Below are 15,085 nucleotides of genomic sequence, written 5' to 3' on the forward strand. Positions count from 1 at the left end.
AAGCTTCTGGCGATTGCTTTTGCAGGCTGATCGGGTCTTCAAGCTCTTTCGCGCCGGCTTCATCGGCAAGGCCAGCCCCGTGCATTTCTTCTGGGGCAGCTTCGACCTCGCGGTGACGCGTTTTTCCGGTCGCCGCGCGCCACCGCATCCAGGCGGCGTTCCCAATCTGCCGGACGCCGTCGTGCGTGAAGCCTACTCGCACGAGTTGAGCAGCGCCGGCTTTTGGCCGGGAGGGGGCGCTGTGGATTACCCCGCCTTCTATTCCTACGCCTATCCCGCGGCGGCCGGGTTCGAGAGCGCTCCGGTGAAGCCGGGCGACGCCTTCTTCGACAAGGAGCTGAAGGAGTTCATCCTGCCGTATGAAGCCGTCCGATGCGCTGTAGACCCAGACGCCGTTCTCCTCGATTTTCTTCAGAGCGCCTATGAGGCCGCCGCCGTCGCTGGAGATTGGGATCGCGCCGCGCTCGAAACGCGCCTGGAACAAAGTGGCGTCCGTTGCTCCTGCTCGACGCCCGGCTTCATGCAAAGGGATCGCTTTCAGACCCGTCGTGTAGGTAGCGGCTCAATTTGAATAACTCTGTCAGCGCAGCCTCGGTTCACGCTCAGCAGCCTAAGAATCGTGTGTCTCCGTTCGGGCGAGCCGGAGGCCTTTGTGTTCGCTTTCTCCACCCAAGCCTTACCAATCACACAGGCTAGCCCTTCGGTAAAAAGCGCTCCGGCGGCGCACGACCAGATGGCTGGAAAAAAGTTAGTTTTCATATCCTTATGAGAACCTCATTACCAAAGCTTAATTTGCCGCTCTGCCTCGGGGACATACATGGCGCAAACAATCCTACTCCATCGAGGAGACACCCTTGCGTAAGCAACTGCTCCCTATCCTGTCTACGACGATGCTCGCGGCCGTATCGCTGTCAGGGAATGCCCTCGGCGCCACACCTTCAACCGACCAGCCGGATCAATCCGTCGATCATGGTTTTTCGCCGGAAGATCGCGCCGCTTTCCAGGATGCGCGAATAGCCGCTTTGAAAACGGGATTGAAGCTGACTGCGGTGCAAGAGAAAGCGTGGCCGGCTGTTGAAAGCGCTTTGCGGGATCTATTCAAAGCGCGCGCCGACCGAGCCGCGGAAATGCGCGAGAAGTGGAAGGGCATTCGGGAGAAACACAACGTCGTTGAAGGGCTGCAGCTACGCGCCCAAAGCCTAACGACGCGCGGCGCGGAGCTGAACAAACTCGCTGATGCAGCCAAGCCGCTCTTTGACTCTCTGGACGACGCACAGAAGAATCGCTTCGGAGTGCTGCTCTTCCACGTGCTTCTAAACCCGCATGGGGGCCATGGGCACGCTGAGTGGCATGGCACCCACTGATCAAGCTCAGTGTAAAGTATAAGCTTGTCTTCTCAGCACGACAATGCCTCCCGCAGGCCAACCTGCGTGAGGATCTGCTCTTTGTTTCGACGTCTCCGAGCACATTGAAGCAGGTGGCGCTGCACTGAAAGGCAAGTCGATGCCGGGCAAGGTCGAGAGCGAACTGAAATTCACCTTCCCGCCAGAGGCGCTGGCGCGTGTGAGGGTAGCTCTCGGCAAGGAAACCAGCAGTTCAAGAAAACGCCGACGTCTCGTGTCCCGCTATTTCGATACCCAAGATGGTTATCTTTGGCGGCACGGGGCGAGCTTGCGTTTACGAGACGGCGGCGAGCACAGGGTGCAAACCCTGAAGCACGAGCGCGCCTCGGCGCTGAGCCGCGATGAATATGAGTTCGAAACGAAGGCAAGCACGCCAGACTTGAAGGCCTTCGAACATACGCCCTTCTCCCGCCTTATCAAAAAGGCCAGGGTGCGCAGGGAACTGGGCCTTCAAATTGGTGTCGATGTCAGTCGAGACGTGTCCGTGATCAAGACGGCTAGGAGCAGGATAGAGGCGGCGCTCGATAGTGGCGAAATCCTTTCGAACTGCGCAAGCCTTCCTTTTGACGAATTGGAACTTGAACTCAAAGAGGGCGAACCGACCGTCCTGTTCGAATTGGCGCGCAGACTCTGCGAAGACGCGCCGATTTCCCTCAACCTGATCAGCAAGGCCGAAAGAGGGCATTTGCTGGGGGATGGCGCGTGGGGGCGATCGTTTAAGGGCGTTCGTCCCCAGATTGGCGGCCGTATGACATGCGCCGAGACGTTTCGTCTCCTCTGCCATGGCTGCCTTCACGATTTCAACATCAACATGCAGGCGCTCAAAGGGCCAGACCGGGTGGAAGCGATTCACCAGGGCCGGGTTGCCTTGCGGCGCCTGCGAGCCGCGCTCCAACTTTTCAAGCTCATCGTGAAAGACGCGGATTATCAGCGGCTCGACGACGAGCTGAAATGGATTTCCCATGTCTTCGGCGCGGCGCGCGATTTGGACGTGTTCCAGGAGGGGACTTTCCAGCCGGCGTCAAGCGAGGGACAAATCTTGGGCGCGCGCGAGCTTGCCGATCTTACCGAAGCTGAGAGGACTCGCGCTCATGAAACGCTCAACGCCGCGGTTTCGTCGACCCGCCTGCGAATGTTGCTCGTCGACTTGATCGCCTGGATTGAGGGCGGCGCTTGGCTTCATGCCAATGAAGGTCGCTCGAACGAAAAGATCGACAGTTTCGCAACCCCGGCGCTGAGAAAAAGCCTGCGCAAATTTCTGAAACGCTCCCGAAACTTTCCTCAGCTAGATCCCAAGGGTCAGCACAAGGTCCGCATCCGCGCGAAAAAATTGCGTTATATGGCGGGTTTCTTCAAGGATTCGCCACGTCTCGTTTCCGGGCCCAAAGCCTTGAAGCGCCTGTTGGAAAGGCTGGAGCAGATACAGGACTGCCTTGGCAAGGTCCACGACGACGAGGCGAGGGCGGAGTTCCTCATGGAGCAAGTCAAGAGGCTGCCGGCTGACGCCGACCCAGTGGTTGGTTTTGCGGCGGGCCGTCTTGCTCAACCCGCGGAGAAAGTCCGTGCCAGACGTGACAAAGCGTGGTCGGCATTTCGGGCGGTGAGGAAGTCGAAACCATTTTAGTGCCGCCGAAGCGGGGGATGTGCTCGTGTTTCAGCCAAAGCTCATGGGCGTTTCCGTTCTGATGGTTTTTGGGCATAGACGGGTTTCACTCTGGCCTTGCGCGGAAGAAGCGGGAAGCGCATTCTAACGCTACATCTATTTTCCCCTGGAGGTTCCTTGGCCCGGAGGTCTGGCAGCGCCGATCTGCCTCTGCATGGCGGCCGCGTCCCAGCCTGGCTCGGTCAACGTATGACCCGGCTGGGTGCCGTGATCGCCGAGGCGATCGTGCACCATTACGGGCGCGAGGAATTCCTCCGCCGTCTTGCCCACCCGTTCTGGTTCCAGTCCTTCGGCGCCGTCATGGGGATGGACTGGCACTCGTCGGGAATCACGACGAGCGTCATCGGCGCGCTGAAGCGGGGCTTGGCGCCGCTCTCCGGCGAACTTGGGATCCATGTCTGCGGCGGGCGGGGCCGGCATTCGCGCCAGACGCCGATGGAGCTCGCGACCATCGGTGCGCGCGTTGGCTTCGATGGCGAGGCGCTGGCGCAGGCGAGCAGGCTCGTGGCGAAGGTGGACAGCGCCGCGGTGCAGGACGGCTTCGACCTTTATCTTCATGGCTTCGTCGTGACGGATGACGGCCAATGGGCGGTAATTCAACAAGGCATGAACGGCGACGCGCGGCTGGCTCGCCGCTATCACTGGCTTTCCGAGGGCCTCAGGACCTTTGTCGATACACCTCACGCAGCAATTGAGGGCCAGAATCAGGGCGAGATCGTCAATCTGACCGACCGGCGGGCGGAAGCGTCTCGCGATGCCCAGCTCGACCTGTTGCGCGATCTCGGGCCCGATGGAGTCCTGCGCGAGGTGGTCACGTTGCAGGGGAGGCAAGAGGCGGCCCCCGCGCAGCCCTTGCTTCCCCACCTCATCATGCCGGCGCATCACGACGTCCGCCCCAAGGACGTCATCCTGCGCCGCCTGCATGGGGCGCTGGCGGCCGCGGCGGAGCGCGGTCCACAAGATTTTGCCGATCTCCTGCTCGTGCCGGGGGTAGGCCCCCGCACGGTCCGCTCACTCGCCATGGTGGCGGAAGTGGTGCATGGCGCGCCCTGCCGCTTCGCCGATCCAGCTCGATTCTCCCTCGCACATGGCGGCAAGGACCGGCATCCATATCCAGTTCCCCTTGCGGTCCACGACAAAACGATTGACGTCCTCAAAAGCGCGGTCGCGCGGGCTAAATTGGGAAATGACGACAAGCTCGACGCCTTTCGTCGGCTGGATGCACAGGCGAGACAAATGGAGCGCGAGGCCACTGGCCCGGACCTGCCGGCATTCATCGACGAAGAAATCCGTCGCTCACACGAGTATTACGGCCGTAGCGTCTTTGGCGTCGAGCCGGCGCCTGGCGCGAAAGGCGAGCAGCCGCCGCAAAAAAGGCCCAGCGCGCGGCCGGGGCAAGGTGGAAAAGTTTTCCTGGGAGGGAGAAGTCAAACCAACCCGCCAGGGGAAACGATGTTCTGAGGGGGTGGCTGCGCGCCAGGAAGAACCAGGCACCCAGACGATTGCCCCAATTGTTGCCGAGCAAAAGAAAGCCCGGCGCAAAGGCCGGGCGACGTCACTGAAACGAGCTTTCCCCCGGGCGAGACAACGCGCCAGCCTGCCTGTTGTTCCAGCGGGTGGCTATTTGTGTCGTGAAGCGGCCGGGATGGTCCTCAACCGGGAGCGCGCGGGGCCGCTGGACATTTCGCCCACCGGATCGAGGTCGCGGAGCGAGCTTCACCGTCGTCTCAATCGGAAGGCTGCCAAGAACCCTCCTACCTATTCGCGCCCAGTAGGCGATCGAGTAGCACATTGGGCATGGCTCGCAGCTCGAATAAAGAACCGCGCCCGGTATGTTGCGGCTGCCCACCGCGCGACAAGCCATTCGAATGGCGTTCACCTCAGCATGCGCCGAAGGGTCCTTGTCGCGCATTACGCTGTTTCCGCTCGCTCCCAGAACCTTACCATCCAGAACGACGAGCGCGCCGAAGGGCCCGCCAGTTGCGCCCTTGTCGGAAATGGCTGGCGACAGTGAAGTCGGCCTCGCCCCAACCTGCAAGTTAACGATACCATGGGTTGCTATGCGATGGCGCAACACTCTAGCTCGGCTAAAGCCCGCCATGCCACAACGGCCCCGCCTGCCGCTTGTCGAGACCGTTCGTGACAATAGAAGGCTGCCAAGCTGGCTAATGGCCCCCTCCCCCTGCTGCGCCTTGCTGCTCCTGGGGAGATGGCGCGCCATGCCCCCAGCCACCCCAGATTAATCGTCGTAGCCGTAATGGTGGTGGCCATAGCGGTAGCCATAGGCCGGGTAGGCATAGCCGTAATCATAGCCATAGTAAGGCTGACTTGCGGCGGCTCCGACCATCGCGCCGGCTGCCAGACCAGCGACGGCCGCCCCAGCAACGACGCCGGCGTCCGGGCCGGACTGATAATAGTAGCCCCCGGCAGACGCCGGCGTCGCGGCGATCGTGCTCGCGAGGCCAAGGGCGATAACTGAGGCAGTGATGATCTTCGAGATGGTCTTCATGACTTCCTCCACGGAACTGCTCTGTCGATGGAGGAGAACCTACGGGAACCAGACCGGACTGGATGTGCGCCTGATCACATAACGCTGGGTGGCGTCCATGGCTGAAGTCGCCCCGTCGACTGATTATCCAACAAGGGTTCAACATGGAAATGGGCTGAAAGGCCCCTAATCTCCCTTAGCTCTGATCTCGGACTGCTAGGCGCTCCGCTAAAGGCGCGTTTAGGGACGGCGTCTCGCCATGCTTGAGTTTGTCCCAGAAATAGAACGCCTAACGATGATATTTTCTCAGGCTACCGCGCCGACTTTCTTTCTAGGCGCGGTCGCAGGGCTTGTTTCCCTCATGTCGGCACGGCTGTCTGCAATTGTGGCCCGGATTCGAGCCTTGAATGGAATAGCGCAAGATGATCCAGTTCGCGCTCATCTAAAAGGCGACATAGAGCGCCTGCGTCGGCGCGCGCGCCTCTTAAACCGGGCCATAGTCGCCTCTCTGGTAAGCGGAATCTGCGCGACCCTCCTCCTCGCCATAGTTTTTAGCGCCGAGTTCTTTGGGCTTAAATATGCCTACGGAGCAGGCATGCTGTTCGTGGTGGCGACATTCTTTTTGGGGATTGCATTGATTTGCTTTGCGAAGGAAGCGCGGATGGGTCTTGCTGAGGCAGATGAATACGAATGATCTCCAGCCTTCCGCCCTTGGGGGCTCCGGTTGGGGCCTTCGGCTGGCCGCATCCACAGCGTCAATTCGTGACCGGCGACGATTGACCGAGCATATGCCCGCGCCGAGTTGGGACCTATTGCCGGATGGCCCGGCAGGACAGGGAGTCTCAGATGATGCGGCTTATGCTGAGAGCGTGCCTCGCGGGTGTGGCGCTATTCGCTGGCAATTTGCTCGCCCATGCCCAATCCGGGCCCCCGGCCGACCCTCCTGCGGAGGCGGCGCCACTTCCCAGTGATCAGGGCAACGGCGTTCCCGCCACACCAGCCCCTCCGGTTGCCCCTGCGCCGGATGAAGAGTCGGACGAAGACTGATTTCGCATTGACGCGTAAAAACGCCCCGCCGACTCCTCCCGGTGGGGCGTTTGCGGACTTTCAAACTGCGATCTGTAACGCTGTGAGGATTGTAAGGACAAAAGCCTCCAGGGTGACAGCGAGGGCTATGACTTGTTCCGGCATGGCGAGTTCTCAGGCAAGCGAGGGGCCGCTGAGGGCAATGCGGATAACACCGTTCGGTTCCAGATACTAGTGAGACGAAAGCGGGGAATTTATCGGCGGAACACGCAGGCTAGAGCAAGCGGGCCCCGCCGAGGATTTCATTCAGCTCCTTTCGAAGCCGGTCACGGTCCGCAAGATGCATCCTTTGGAGTTCCTGGAACTGCGCGAGAAGCTCCCGAGAGCTTTTTCTGTCGTGCCTGTCACGCTCCAGTTCAGAGATCGGCCGCTTCTCATCGGCTACGATTTCCTCGCCGAGGGCGGCGTGTCGCTCTGCCTGCTTGAGATGCGCTTCGACCATTGAGTGTTCCATGCGCCCCCTCCGAGAGAAAGGTAGGCGCTGTCGATTGCGGTGTTATGGAGGGAGAGCAATAAAAAACGCCGTGCCGGTTCATCCACGGTCAGGGCGAGCTCTGGTGCGGGCGATTCGGGTGCGCCGCAGCAAGGTTGCGAAAACGCAGCCGCTATCCTTGGCGAACACTCGAGAGCCGGCAGAAGCTCCGACGTTTGCAGTGGAGATGGCGTCATGGGCCAAGCCAGTGAGGTTATTGGGTTGCCATCAAAGCGGCCTGAACAAATGGTGGCCGCCTACCGCGCAAACATGTTCCGCGGACGCGTCGAGGTCAGGGAGATGGCCCTCGAGGACATACGGCGCATCTCAGAGCTTGGAGCGTGGACCTATGTCGACGATCTTACTGAGGCGCTTTTCATGTTTGACGATGAAGCGTTTTTCGCGACTTGCCCGGAATCGGCCCTGCTAAGCTCGGACCTCGTTGGGAATTAGGCGGAAAACGCCCCGCGAATACGTTCGCGGTCGGGGCGCTCGCAGTCGGCGGAATGCTGGATCACGCCCGCCCTTCTGTTCTGGGCTTAGGTGTCGGCTTGCTCGAGACCGAATCCGTTGCGGCCGAGGTAGGGCACGAAGCACTCCGGTCGCGATGAGAGGTTCATAGTGTGTCGCTTGATTGTCGCGAGGAAGTCCAGTAGCGCTGCATCGACCCGGGCACGCCAGAGTATCCTCGAAAGACTGGCTCTTTGCGGTGGCGAGCTGACTGATTTTCAGCGCGTCCCCTTCCTGTGCTCGCAAACTGACAGCCTCATTGCCGGTAGCGAAGAGACCTTGGCTGAGTCATAGCGGGGGGAGACGGCCGGGTGTCTGGCTGCGATCCTCGGATCACCCGTCTCTGGACGGAGCTTCGCCATCGCCCAAGTGCCGGATCGTTTCTTGGCGCTGCTCGAAATGCTGACGACGCGGGAGGCGCTTCGAAACGTCGTGGGAGTAGTGGGAGTCAGACCCACTCATGATCGCACGTGAGGGGCGCGTTTTCGAGAAGGTTCCACGCCCAGCCAGCGACGCGTATTGCCTCCGGGTGACCAAATCCAAGCATTGTCTCGGCGGCAGTGGCGAGCATTTCCACAGCATCGAGGGTGGAGCCGGACTCTAACAAATTAAGGGCGCGCCCAAGCATTGCCTCATAGATCGGAATGACAGCCAGTCGTTCGGAAGTAAGCGAATTATTCGAAACATCGGCCATGTGGTTGATCCCCTTGCAAACAGCCAGGGGAGTCATAGCAGGCCGCCTTCGAACGGGGGCTTTAGTCAAATGCTCGAATTTTAATTAAAGCAGGAAGTCTCCCGACGCGCGGCGATCCCCTGGGAGGGGGAATGGGCGAAATAACTCGCCGGCAGGAAATTCCGGAAGCATGATCGCGCTTTCTGCTTTCCTTTCACCCCCCACGGGCCAGGCCGCTTACGCGGCGACCGTAGACAAGCGTGAGAAAATCCATTGGGGTTTTTTGTCTTCGCCTTCGGCCTCGTCACACAAAAGACGCTGGTGATATTCGAGCGCCGCAAGCGTCTGGATGAATGTATTTAACAAGTTTATGGCGTCTTCGGTCGGGCGATCCTCCGCTCGGAGTTGGGCGATGCGCTCGTATTGGCGAGCAACGATGTTTCTGGCTTTTGTGACGTGTTGCGTAGCTTTCGCAAGTTCTGTCTCATGCCCGTTCAAAACATGGCGCTTCCAAACATCCGCTTTGAGAGACTCCGCCATCGCCACTTGCAGCAACTAAAGCGCCATCTGATGTGGAATCGGCTCATGCTTGACGGCCGCAAGCGATACGTGGCTTGCTTCCGCAAGCTTGCGCTGGATCAAAAGGTTGTCCTGCGCCTGTTCTATTGAGCGTCGCTCGGTCGCCCTAATCACGGCACCCCTCCCGCGCCTGTGTCCCGGCATTTTAGGTCATAGGTAATTCTGTCTAGGGACTTTCCAGCGTTGCTTGAGTGTGTGGGAATCTAGCCCATCTACGCGGCTGTGGGGGCTTGGTTCAGATTCAAATTATCAGAGTCGGGGACAAATTCCTCAGTTTGGCGCGCCCCTCGGGGGGGGGTAGCCGTGGCGGTTTGTTGCGGTGCGAAAAATTTCATGAGCTGAATGGATCACGCGCGACCCCGCCCGCGTTCCTCACCCAACCAACGTTTCTGGCGGGCCCATGCTGATCACGGACACCCTCACCCCCGAAGACGCGGCCCTAATTGAGCGCGAAGCCGAGACGGCGCTACGGGCGCTCTACCTGCCGATTGTTCATGAACCCCCGCCGGATCGTTTTGCGGCACTGCTTGAACAACTCGCGATGCAGGAGAGGCTAGGCGGCGATCCGAGCAGCGTCGCGCCGATGTGAGGATTTTTAAGTTCAGCCCTGCGCCATCGGGATTAGAATCTCAACCTGTAAGCCTTCCGGTTTAAAATGCAGATTGGCGGTCCCTCCGCAGTTTTTTTGCACTGCTTTCGATAAGGGTTGTGCCAAAGCCGTGATAGTCGGGGGGCGACACTGGAGGGCCTCTTTCTTCCCGCCAATTTATCACGAGGCTCGAATCTTGATCTTTGCCGATCGCGTGCCATCCCACATGCACAACTCCGTCTGGTCGGGACAATGCGTCATACTTGATCGCGTTGGTCATCAATTCGTGAAGCATCATGCGAACTGGACGAACCTTTGTATGGCCAAGCTCAATTGCGGGGCTTTGTTCTACTACGATTTGATGGGTGTTTGCTCCATCTATCGCATCTGCCACAACCGCAGATAGGCTAACTTCGACTTCGGCAGCCTGCGCGATTAAGTCTTTCGCGCCCATAAACGCTTCCAACCGACCTAAAAATGCTTCGCGGTATTCTTTCGCCGTTTTCCCTTCAACTCCTGTGTGGAAGGCGAGCGCGTGCACGACGGCCAGCACGTTCTTTGTTCGATGGTTGGCCTCGGCAAGCAGCAGGTCGTTCTCGGCGGTGCGCTCACGCGCACCCGTTACGTCCGAGAAAGCAACGACCAGGTTTGGACTGTTATTATCCTCGCGGACCATGCGACGCGCGCTGACCAGCATGGTTCGACGCCCGATTGAAGGAAAGTCGTGGCTGACTTCAAACCCGACAACCGCCTGAGTTTTCGGTATCACTTCGTCGAGCAGCTTTCGTAGTTCTGGGATGTTCCACTGTCCGTTGCCGAGAGCAAACAGCGACGCGCCCACGGTGTGGTCCGGGTCAACTTCGAATGCTTCATAGAAAGCCGGATTGGCTCTGATCACACAAAGATTTTCGTCAAGGAGGAGAACCGGATCGGCTAACGTATCTACGATCCCTTGAACCTCGATATGTGCGCTGCTCAGCGCCTGATAGAGACTTAGAAGCGCCACTGTAGAGGTTCCGCTAAAAGCGATGCTCGATCCTCTCTGTCCCAGACTAGCGAGGATAGCCTACGTTTGAGCCAATAATTGCCCCGGCTGAGGGGTTCTGACAAGCCCGTAACTGATCTCGATCATCGTGCGGCGGTTTAACGCGCTCACTCTCGCAGGCGCGCGTCTTATATATTAAAAATCCCTAATGAAGGGGCGGGGATTTGAAGATGACTATGATCCCCGACAGTGCGCCATTGGGCGCACAGGACCTTGCGCCCCAAGACTTGGGGCTAATCGGACGCGAAGCCGGGAGCGCCCTTCATTGGCTATATCGCGGCGTGGAGTCCGAGCCCCTGCCGGATCGTTTCGAGACGCTGCTCGAACAATTGGCGGTGCAGGAGAGGCGGAGCGGCAATGAGGAACGGGCCATCGCGAGGGATGTTGGTGCAACGCCAAGCTGATCCACGAGTTGCTGACACTGGCGGAGAGATAGCCCGGCGTTGCAGTGCAACATGCTACGCTCAATTCCAGAAAAAGAAACAGCCCCGATTGGGGCTGTTAAGTTTTTGCTGACTCGCAACGCTGCGCAAAAGGAAAGCACAGCGGCAGCAAAAAAGCCCCCGCCTGCCAGATTGGTAAAGCGTGGCGGTGTGGATAAACGGAAACTTTGCCGGGATGTGGCAAAAGCGCCACAGTAATGCCGCGCGGACAGGAGTGCCTCCGAGTAGCAACGACTCGGGCTGCGCGGAGAAGTTGCAAAACAGCCCCACGCGCGGGCGAGCGGGTTCTTAGAATAAACGACCGCAGGATAGATTGCTAAGTCACGTCGAGCGGCGTAGCGTTGCACTCGGCGGCGATGTAAAAACTGTCGATCTGGCGTTCGGGCGCGCGTCATGGCGCAGGCTTCATCTTCTCTGTTGGCCGGCCCAAGCTGCCGCTTGGATAACTTGCGTGCCCTTATCATCGAAGACGAAGCGATTATCGCCGCTGACATAGAGCTTACATTGCACGACCGTGGCTATATGACGGTTGGTCCCGCCAGAACACATAACGAAGCGCTGGCCCTCGGAGTGGAAGCAAAGCCGAGCATCATTATTGCGGACATTGTGTTGAGCGACGGGACTTCCGGGTTCACCGCTGTCGACGAAATACTGAAAAGCACCGACGCCTGTGTGATTTTCGTAACCGGCGATCCTGACCTCGCGAAGGTTGTCGAAAAGGCCGGACCCTGTTTGATCGTGTCCAAACCTTTTTGCCCTGAAACGCTTGAAGCCGCGATTACTAATGCGGAAAAATGCTCGCAGACACGCCAGAGCATGCAAGAGACTAAATGGGCGGTTCACAAGCTTGCGCACGACCAACCGGACGCCCCTTTTTCGCATTAGCATCTGGCGCAAGTTTTTGAATGCCGCGCTGGATCATGCGCGAGACTGTTCGCGTTTAGAGCCGTTCCAAACAGCAAATCTCAAAGAGCTGAAAATGCCTGACCTTGCGCCACACGACAAGGTGCTAGTGGAACGTGAAATCACTAACGCACCACTCTACGGGCCGGTCGTTCGCGAGCCTGCCAGACTCAATCATCTCCTTACTTGAGCAGCTATCAGGAGAGGAAACGCGTCGATGTGACGGTGATCCAGACGAGCTGCTTCACGCCGCTACGCATTATCATTCATGCGTGAAGGCTCATAGATGAGAGTTCAATCCTGATAAAAGAGAGGCCCCGATTTTCGGGGCCTCCTTACGTCAGTGTCGCGTCTACCGATTTGCGCGGGTGCTGCCGTTAGCGATTTCCTCCGGAGGCTGCCAGGATGTCTCAGAGCTTCTGTTTGGAACGAGGGCCTGTGCGGCTTTTCCAGCCATTCGATATGCGGCCACGGCCTTTGAGGCGATTTCCCATTCTCTATCCGTCCAATTCTGCGCCTCGTTCTCACCCGTCGCTTTGGCCGTCTTATTTGAGTTTGACGAGGGAGACACCGCCACCCGATTTTCGCTCATGGCATTTTGTCTAGCCGACTCAGAGGGCTGTGCAGACCCGTAAGCGTTCGAGGGAATCTGGTTTAGCTGTGCAGGATTGGCCCATGGCTGTTCCGCTGGCTTAGTCCAACTCCCGGTCTGTGCACTGCTTATCTGCGATAAGGTTTCGGTCGGCCGGCTAAACTCGGCGTTGGCGGCGATGCCGAGCCCGGCGATGGCGATAGCCACTGCCGAAATGCCCACGATGTGGCGGTTGATTTGGGAGAACTTGATCATGACCTTACTCCTGTTTTTTGCAGGCGGTAGGCTTTGGCTTACAGGCGAAGTCGAAGGCTGGTGCTGAGCGTGAATGCACAGCCCATTTTTCGCGCCCGTCGAGCCGCTGATCAGGACGTAGGTAGTTTGCTCTATGGATTTTCCAGCGTTGCTTGGGTGTGTGACCCAGGCTGTTGCTGCTGTGTTAGCTTAGGTTCGGTTTTCTGGGGTCCTTGATTCCCTGAAATGCCGGGCCGTCCTGGGGAGGCGCGGGGGAACGTGGTTCCGACTATGTAGGAGGAACGGGCTTGGCCGTCCCCCCAGGAACCGCTGCACAAAAAACAGCCCCAAGCGGGGCTGTGAGAGTTGTCACAATGGTTGTGGAGTCACGATGCACCGGCATGAACCGGCGAGCCGGGGCGGCGGTTCCGGGGACGGGCTGATTGAACCGACGGCCGCGCGGGCCCATCGATCTGTTGCACTGCGCGTGCCCAAAAACCGCCGGGCGTGCCTGTGGGCCGGGCTGTGGGACAAATTGCACAAAATAAGATAAAATCCGTTCTTTTGAGCAAATAATTACCCCGGCTGAGGGGCTCTGACAAGCCCGTAACCGATCTGGATATTGTCGTGCGGCGGTTTACCGCGCTCATTCTCACAGGCGTGCGTCTTATATATTCAATATCCCTAATAAATTGCGGGGATTTGAAGATGACCATGATCCACGACAGTGCGCCATTGGGCGCACAGGACCTTGCGCCCCAAGACTTGGGGCTAATCGGACGCGAAGCCGGGAGCGCCCTTCATTGGCTATATCGCGGCGTGGAGTCCGAGCCCCTGCCGGATCGTTTCGCGGCGCTGCTTGCAGAATTGGCGGCACAGGAGGCGCGCGGCGAGGCCAATCGAGGAAACGGTTTATCGTCGGGAGATTCGCGCGCGTTGGCGTTGAACCGCTAGGTCATAACGTCGAGTAGGTCCTTTAGCGCCTCGGCTGTCACGGGCTTCATGAATACTCGATCAAAACCCGCCGCGCGTGCTGGACCCTCAACAACAGAGAGCGGAAATGCTGTGACGGCAATTAGTTTCGCGCTCTGCGGATAAGAGGTAGATCGGAGTTGCCGCGCAACCTCATAGCCGTCCATTCCTGGCATAGAGAGGCAAACGCAAATGAGGTTGGGATCGAAATTTTCTAAGGCATCCAGCCCAGCTTGGCCGCTATAAGCCACGCGGACAATCGCGCCGCGTGACTCCAATAGGAGGCCGAACGAGTCGGCTATGTCGCGATTATGCTCGATGACTAAAATACGGGCTCCCGATAGCAGCACCGGCACTGGTTTCCCCATAAAAAAGAGAGCGCGCCCCCTAAAGCTCGCTTAATCATCATATCCTGGTAGGGCTAAAGCGGCGCGGGGTAATTTTTTGTCCCGTCGGAGGGGTGGGCGAGTTGGGCGTCAACCGTCGCCCGTCGCTCGTCGTGCACGCGCTTCAATAGTTTTGCAGAGTCGCTGAGTTCGACTTCTTTCGTAACCTGCAATTTTCTGGCCTCTTCCGGCATGAGAACCTCCAATTCCGTGGGCTAGCTACATGAGGCAACAAAACTAAACGAATTGGTGAAATTAAGGCATTCTTTTGCTCGCTGGACGCGATGGCGCGGCGGCTGAAAGCTGAGAAAAGGCAAGCTGGCGGCCGCGCGTCAGCGGGCTTGCTTGGCCAACGCTTTGCTGTGCCGCTGCGATAAAGAGACATGCCTCTTCACGTGTTTGGCGGGAGCGTTTTCTACAGTCACAGAATGCCAAGCTGGCGGCCATCAAAAAGGCAGGTTTTTCTCAAGAGGCCACACGCTTACGTCATAGTCGTCCGTGAAGAACACGGTTTAGGCGGGGATCGGATGACGTCCCGTTGTCTACCGGCGCGCGCGATCCCGGATTTAAGTGCTCCGGCGTTGGGAGCCTCGGCTAGTCGGGCCGGAGCTCTATCTTCTGATCACCAACTCAGGAGAAGCGCGATGCCATGGAAACCGAACGACGCAAAACGACACACGAAGAAGGCCGACACCCCTAAAAAACAGAAGCAGTGGGCGGACGTGGCTGACTCTGCGCTCTCCCGCGGGGCATCGGAGGGCTCTGCTATCCGTCAGGCCAATTCAGTGATCGCCAAAAAGACCAAGAAAAAGGGATGATGCATGAAATTCCTGTGACAGCAAATGCGACCGCGCGGGCGCGGTTGCGTGTTCCTTTGGGGACAGCAGAGATGAATGGGACCGGACGACGCAAATCGCCAGCAACCACAGCGGCGATATCCATAAGCTCGATAACCGGCGCTGTAATAGGTTATAGCCGCCGTAGCCGTAACGATCGATTGGCAGCTTTCAGATCGGATCGTTCAACTCACAAGGTGCAGGCACAGCA

Annotated in this window: 21 protein-coding genes; 12 read left to right on the top strand and 9 right to left on the bottom strand. The window is 58.7% G+C overall.

Annotated elements, in window-relative coordinates:
• From ACR652_RS24060 to ACR652_RS24075, 4 genes are all read left to right on the top strand, one after another.
• Positions 1-571, top strand: a 571-nt coding sequence (locus tag ACR652_RS24060; protein WP_434509000.1) for a DUF5996 family protein, incomplete at its 5' end; no start/stop codon positions are given.
• A gap of 283 nt (positions 572-854) precedes the next feature.
• Entirely contained in the window at positions 855-1,364 is a 510-nt protein-coding gene (locus ACR652_RS24065) for a Spy/CpxP family protein refolding chaperone (RefSeq protein WP_434509001.1), read from the top strand.
• 139 nt (positions 1,365-1,503) lie between these two features.
• On the top strand, positions 1,504-3,027 hold the full coding sequence (locus tag ACR652_RS24070; RefSeq protein ID WP_434509002.1) for a CHAD domain-containing protein: 1,524 nt from the start codon (positions 1,504-1,506) through the stop codon (positions 3,025-3,027).
• A gap of 156 nt (positions 3,028-3,183) precedes the next feature.
• Positions 3,184-4,527: a DUF763 domain-containing protein gene (locus ACR652_RS24075; RefSeq protein ID WP_434509003.1), complete on the top strand. Its 1,344-nt coding sequence runs from the start codon at positions 3,184-3,186 to the stop codon at positions 4,525-4,527.
• A 94-nt stretch (positions 4,528-4,621) separates the two neighbouring features.
• Here the strand turns inward: ACR652_RS24075 and ACR652_RS24080 are convergent, their stop codons facing one another.
• Together ACR652_RS24080 and ACR652_RS24085 are read right to left on the bottom strand one after the other, a co-directional pair.
• On the bottom strand, positions 4,622-5,287 hold the full coding sequence (locus ACR652_RS24080) for a nucleoside deaminase (protein WP_434509004.1): 666 nt from the start codon (positions 5,285-5,287) through the stop codon (positions 4,622-4,624).
• Between the two features lie 18 nt (positions 5,288-5,305).
• Positions 5,306-5,575, bottom strand: coding sequence for a hypothetical protein (locus ACR652_RS24085; protein ID WP_434509005.1), 270 nt, complete (start codon positions 5,573-5,575; stop codon positions 5,306-5,308).
• Positions 5,576-5,813: 238 nt separating this feature from the next.
• On the opposite strand from ACR652_RS24085, the gene ACR652_RS24090 reads away from it, so the two are divergent.
• On the top strand, positions 5,814-6,248 hold the full coding sequence (locus tag ACR652_RS24090) for a DUF2721 domain-containing protein (protein WP_434509006.1): 435 nt from the start codon (positions 5,814-5,816) through the stop codon (positions 6,246-6,248).
• Positions 6,249-6,854: 606 nt separating this feature from the next.
• On the opposite strand, the gene ACR652_RS24095 is transcribed toward ACR652_RS24090, so the two are convergent.
• A complete protein-coding gene (locus ACR652_RS24095) occupies positions 6,855-7,082 on the bottom strand; it encodes a hypothetical protein (protein WP_434509007.1) in 228 nt (75 codons plus the stop codon).
• Positions 7,083-7,307: 225 nt separating this feature from the next.
• On the opposite strand from ACR652_RS24095, the gene ACR652_RS24100 reads away from it, so the two are divergent.
• On the top strand, positions 7,308-7,565 hold the full coding sequence (locus ACR652_RS24100) for a hypothetical protein (RefSeq protein WP_434509008.1): 258 nt from the start codon (positions 7,308-7,310) through the stop codon (positions 7,563-7,565).
• A 505-nt stretch (positions 7,566-8,070) separates the two neighbouring features.
• On the opposite strand, the gene ACR652_RS24105 is transcribed toward ACR652_RS24100, so the two are convergent.
• The gene (locus ACR652_RS24105) at positions 8,071-8,316 is read right to left on the bottom strand and encodes a hypothetical protein (protein WP_434509009.1); all 246 of its coding nucleotides are present in this window, start codon (positions 8,314-8,316) and stop codon (positions 8,071-8,073) included.
• A 216-nt stretch (positions 8,317-8,532) separates the two neighbouring features.
• Positions 8,533-8,850, bottom strand: a complete 318-nt coding sequence (locus ACR652_RS24110; protein ID WP_434509010.1) for a hypothetical protein — start codon at positions 8,848-8,850, stop codon at positions 8,533-8,535.
• A gap of 424 nt (positions 8,851-9,274) precedes the next feature.
• Between ACR652_RS24110 and ACR652_RS24115 the strand changes: the two genes are divergently transcribed.
• A complete protein-coding gene (locus tag ACR652_RS24115; RefSeq protein ID WP_434509011.1) occupies positions 9,275-9,463 on the top strand; it encodes a NepR family anti-sigma factor in 189 nt (62 codons plus the stop codon).
• Between the two features lie 61 nt (positions 9,464-9,524).
• Here ACR652_RS24115 and ACR652_RS24120 read toward each other — a convergent pair whose 3' ends face one another.
• Positions 9,525-10,469: an HWE histidine kinase domain-containing protein gene (locus tag ACR652_RS24120; RefSeq protein ID WP_434509012.1), complete on the bottom strand. Its 945-nt coding sequence runs from the start codon at positions 10,467-10,469 to the stop codon at positions 9,525-9,527.
• Positions 10,470-10,684: 215 nt separating this feature from the next.
• Here ACR652_RS24120 and ACR652_RS24125 point away from each other — a divergent pair, with 215 nt between their 5' ends.
• Both ACR652_RS24125 and ACR652_RS24130 read left to right on the top strand, forming a co-directional pair.
• A complete protein-coding gene (locus tag ACR652_RS24125; RefSeq protein ID WP_434509020.1) occupies positions 10,685-10,912 on the top strand; it encodes a NepR family anti-sigma factor in 228 nt (75 codons plus the stop codon).
• A 432-nt stretch (positions 10,913-11,344) separates the two neighbouring features.
• The gene (locus ACR652_RS24130) at positions 11,345-11,836 is read left to right on the top strand and encodes a response regulator (protein WP_434509013.1); all 492 of its coding nucleotides are present in this window, start codon (positions 11,345-11,347) and stop codon (positions 11,834-11,836) included.
• A gap of 370 nt (positions 11,837-12,206) precedes the next feature.
• On the opposite strand, the gene ACR652_RS24135 is transcribed toward ACR652_RS24130, so the two are convergent.
• Positions 12,207-12,701 carry a hypothetical protein gene (locus ACR652_RS24135; protein WP_434509014.1) on the bottom strand — a complete coding sequence of 165 codons (495 nt, stop codon included), beginning with the start codon at positions 12,699-12,701 and terminating at the stop codon, positions 12,207-12,209.
• Between the two features lie 687 nt (positions 12,702-13,388).
• Here ACR652_RS24135 and ACR652_RS24140 point away from each other — a divergent pair.
• Positions 13,389-13,634 carry a NepR family anti-sigma factor gene (locus tag ACR652_RS24140; protein ID WP_434509015.1) on the top strand — a complete coding sequence of 82 codons (246 nt, stop codon included), beginning with the start codon at positions 13,389-13,391 and terminating at the stop codon, positions 13,632-13,634.
• Here the strand turns inward: ACR652_RS24140 and ACR652_RS24145 are convergent.
• Together ACR652_RS24145 and ACR652_RS24150 are read right to left on the bottom strand one after the other, a co-directional pair.
• Entirely contained in the window at positions 13,631-14,020 is a 390-nt protein-coding gene (locus tag ACR652_RS24145; protein ID WP_434509016.1) for a response regulator, read from the bottom strand. The two genes, ACR652_RS24140 and ACR652_RS24145, sit on opposite strands and share 4 nt — an antisense overlap.
• A 53-nt stretch (positions 14,021-14,073) precedes the next feature.
• Positions 14,074-14,232 (bottom strand): hypothetical protein, encoded by a 159-nt coding sequence (locus ACR652_RS24150; RefSeq protein WP_434509017.1) that lies wholly within the window; start codon positions 14,230-14,232, stop codon positions 14,074-14,076.
• 450 nt (positions 14,233-14,682) lie between these two features.
• Between ACR652_RS24150 and ACR652_RS24155 the strand changes: the two genes are divergently transcribed.
• Positions 14,683-14,856, top strand: coding sequence for a hypothetical protein (locus ACR652_RS24155; RefSeq protein ID WP_434509018.1), 174 nt, complete (start codon positions 14,683-14,685; stop codon positions 14,854-14,856).
• On the top strand, positions 14,853-15,085 hold a 233-nt coding region (locus tag ACR652_RS24160), incomplete at its 3' end, for a hypothetical protein (protein ID WP_434509019.1). The genes ACR652_RS24155 and ACR652_RS24160, both read left to right, overlap by 4 nt.

The sequence above is a fragment of the Methylocystis sp. genome (assembly GCF_051061225.1).
GTDB lineage: Bacteria > Pseudomonadota > Alphaproteobacteria > Rhizobiales > Beijerinckiaceae > Methylocystis.

Bases quoted from the DNA above. Each gene is read 5' to 3' on its own strand.
- ACR652_RS24070 (WP_434509002.1), top strand. From the start codon at position 1,504: ATGCCGGGCAAGGTCGAGAGCGAACTGAAATTCACCTTCCCGCCAGAG.
- ACR652_RS24080 (WP_434509004.1), bottom strand. From the start codon at position 5,287: ATGGCGCGCCATCTCCCCAGGAGCAGCAAGGCGCAGCAGGGGGAGGGG.
- ACR652_RS24085 (WP_434509005.1), bottom strand. From the start codon at position 5,575: ATGAAGACCATCTCGAAGATCATCACTGCCTCAGTTATCGCCCTTGGC.
- ACR652_RS24090 (WP_434509006.1), top strand. From the start codon at position 5,814: ATGCTTGAGTTTGTCCCAGAAATAGAACGCCTAACGATGATATTTTCT.
- ACR652_RS24095 (WP_434509007.1), bottom strand. From the start codon at position 7,082: ATGGTCGAAGCGCATCTCAAGCAGGCAGAGCGACACGCCGCCCTCGGC.
- ACR652_RS24100 (WP_434509008.1), top strand. From the start codon at position 7,308: ATGGGCCAAGCCAGTGAGGTTATTGGGTTGCCATCAAAGCGGCCTGAA.
- ACR652_RS24105 (WP_434509009.1), bottom strand. From the start codon at position 8,316: ATGGCCGATGTTTCGAATAATTCGCTTACTTCCGAACGACTGGCTGTC.
- ACR652_RS24115 (WP_434509011.1), top strand. From the start codon at position 9,275: ATGCTGATCACGGACACCCTCACCCCCGAAGACGCGGCCCTAATTGAG.
- ACR652_RS24125 (WP_434509020.1), top strand. From the start codon at position 10,685: ATGATCCCCGACAGTGCGCCATTGGGCGCACAGGACCTTGCGCCCCAA.
- ACR652_RS24130 (WP_434509013.1), top strand. From the start codon at position 11,345: ATGGCGCAGGCTTCATCTTCTCTGTTGGCCGGCCCAAGCTGCCGCTTG.
- ACR652_RS24135 (WP_434509014.1), bottom strand. From the start codon at position 12,701: ATGATCAAGTTCTCCCAAATCAACCGCCACATCGTGGGCATTTCGGCA.
- ACR652_RS24140 (WP_434509015.1), top strand. From the start codon at position 13,389: ATGACCATGATCCACGACAGTGCGCCATTGGGCGCACAGGACCTTGCG.
- ACR652_RS24145 (WP_434509016.1), bottom strand. From the start codon at position 14,020: ATGGGGAAACCAGTGCCGGTGCTGCTATCGGGAGCCCGTATTTTAGTC.
- ACR652_RS24150 (WP_434509017.1), bottom strand. From the start codon at position 14,232: ATGCCGGAAGAGGCCAGAAAATTGCAGGTTACGAAAGAAGTCGAACTC.
- ACR652_RS24155 (WP_434509018.1), top strand. From the start codon at position 14,683: ATGCCATGGAAACCGAACGACGCAAAACGACACACGAAGAAGGCCGAC.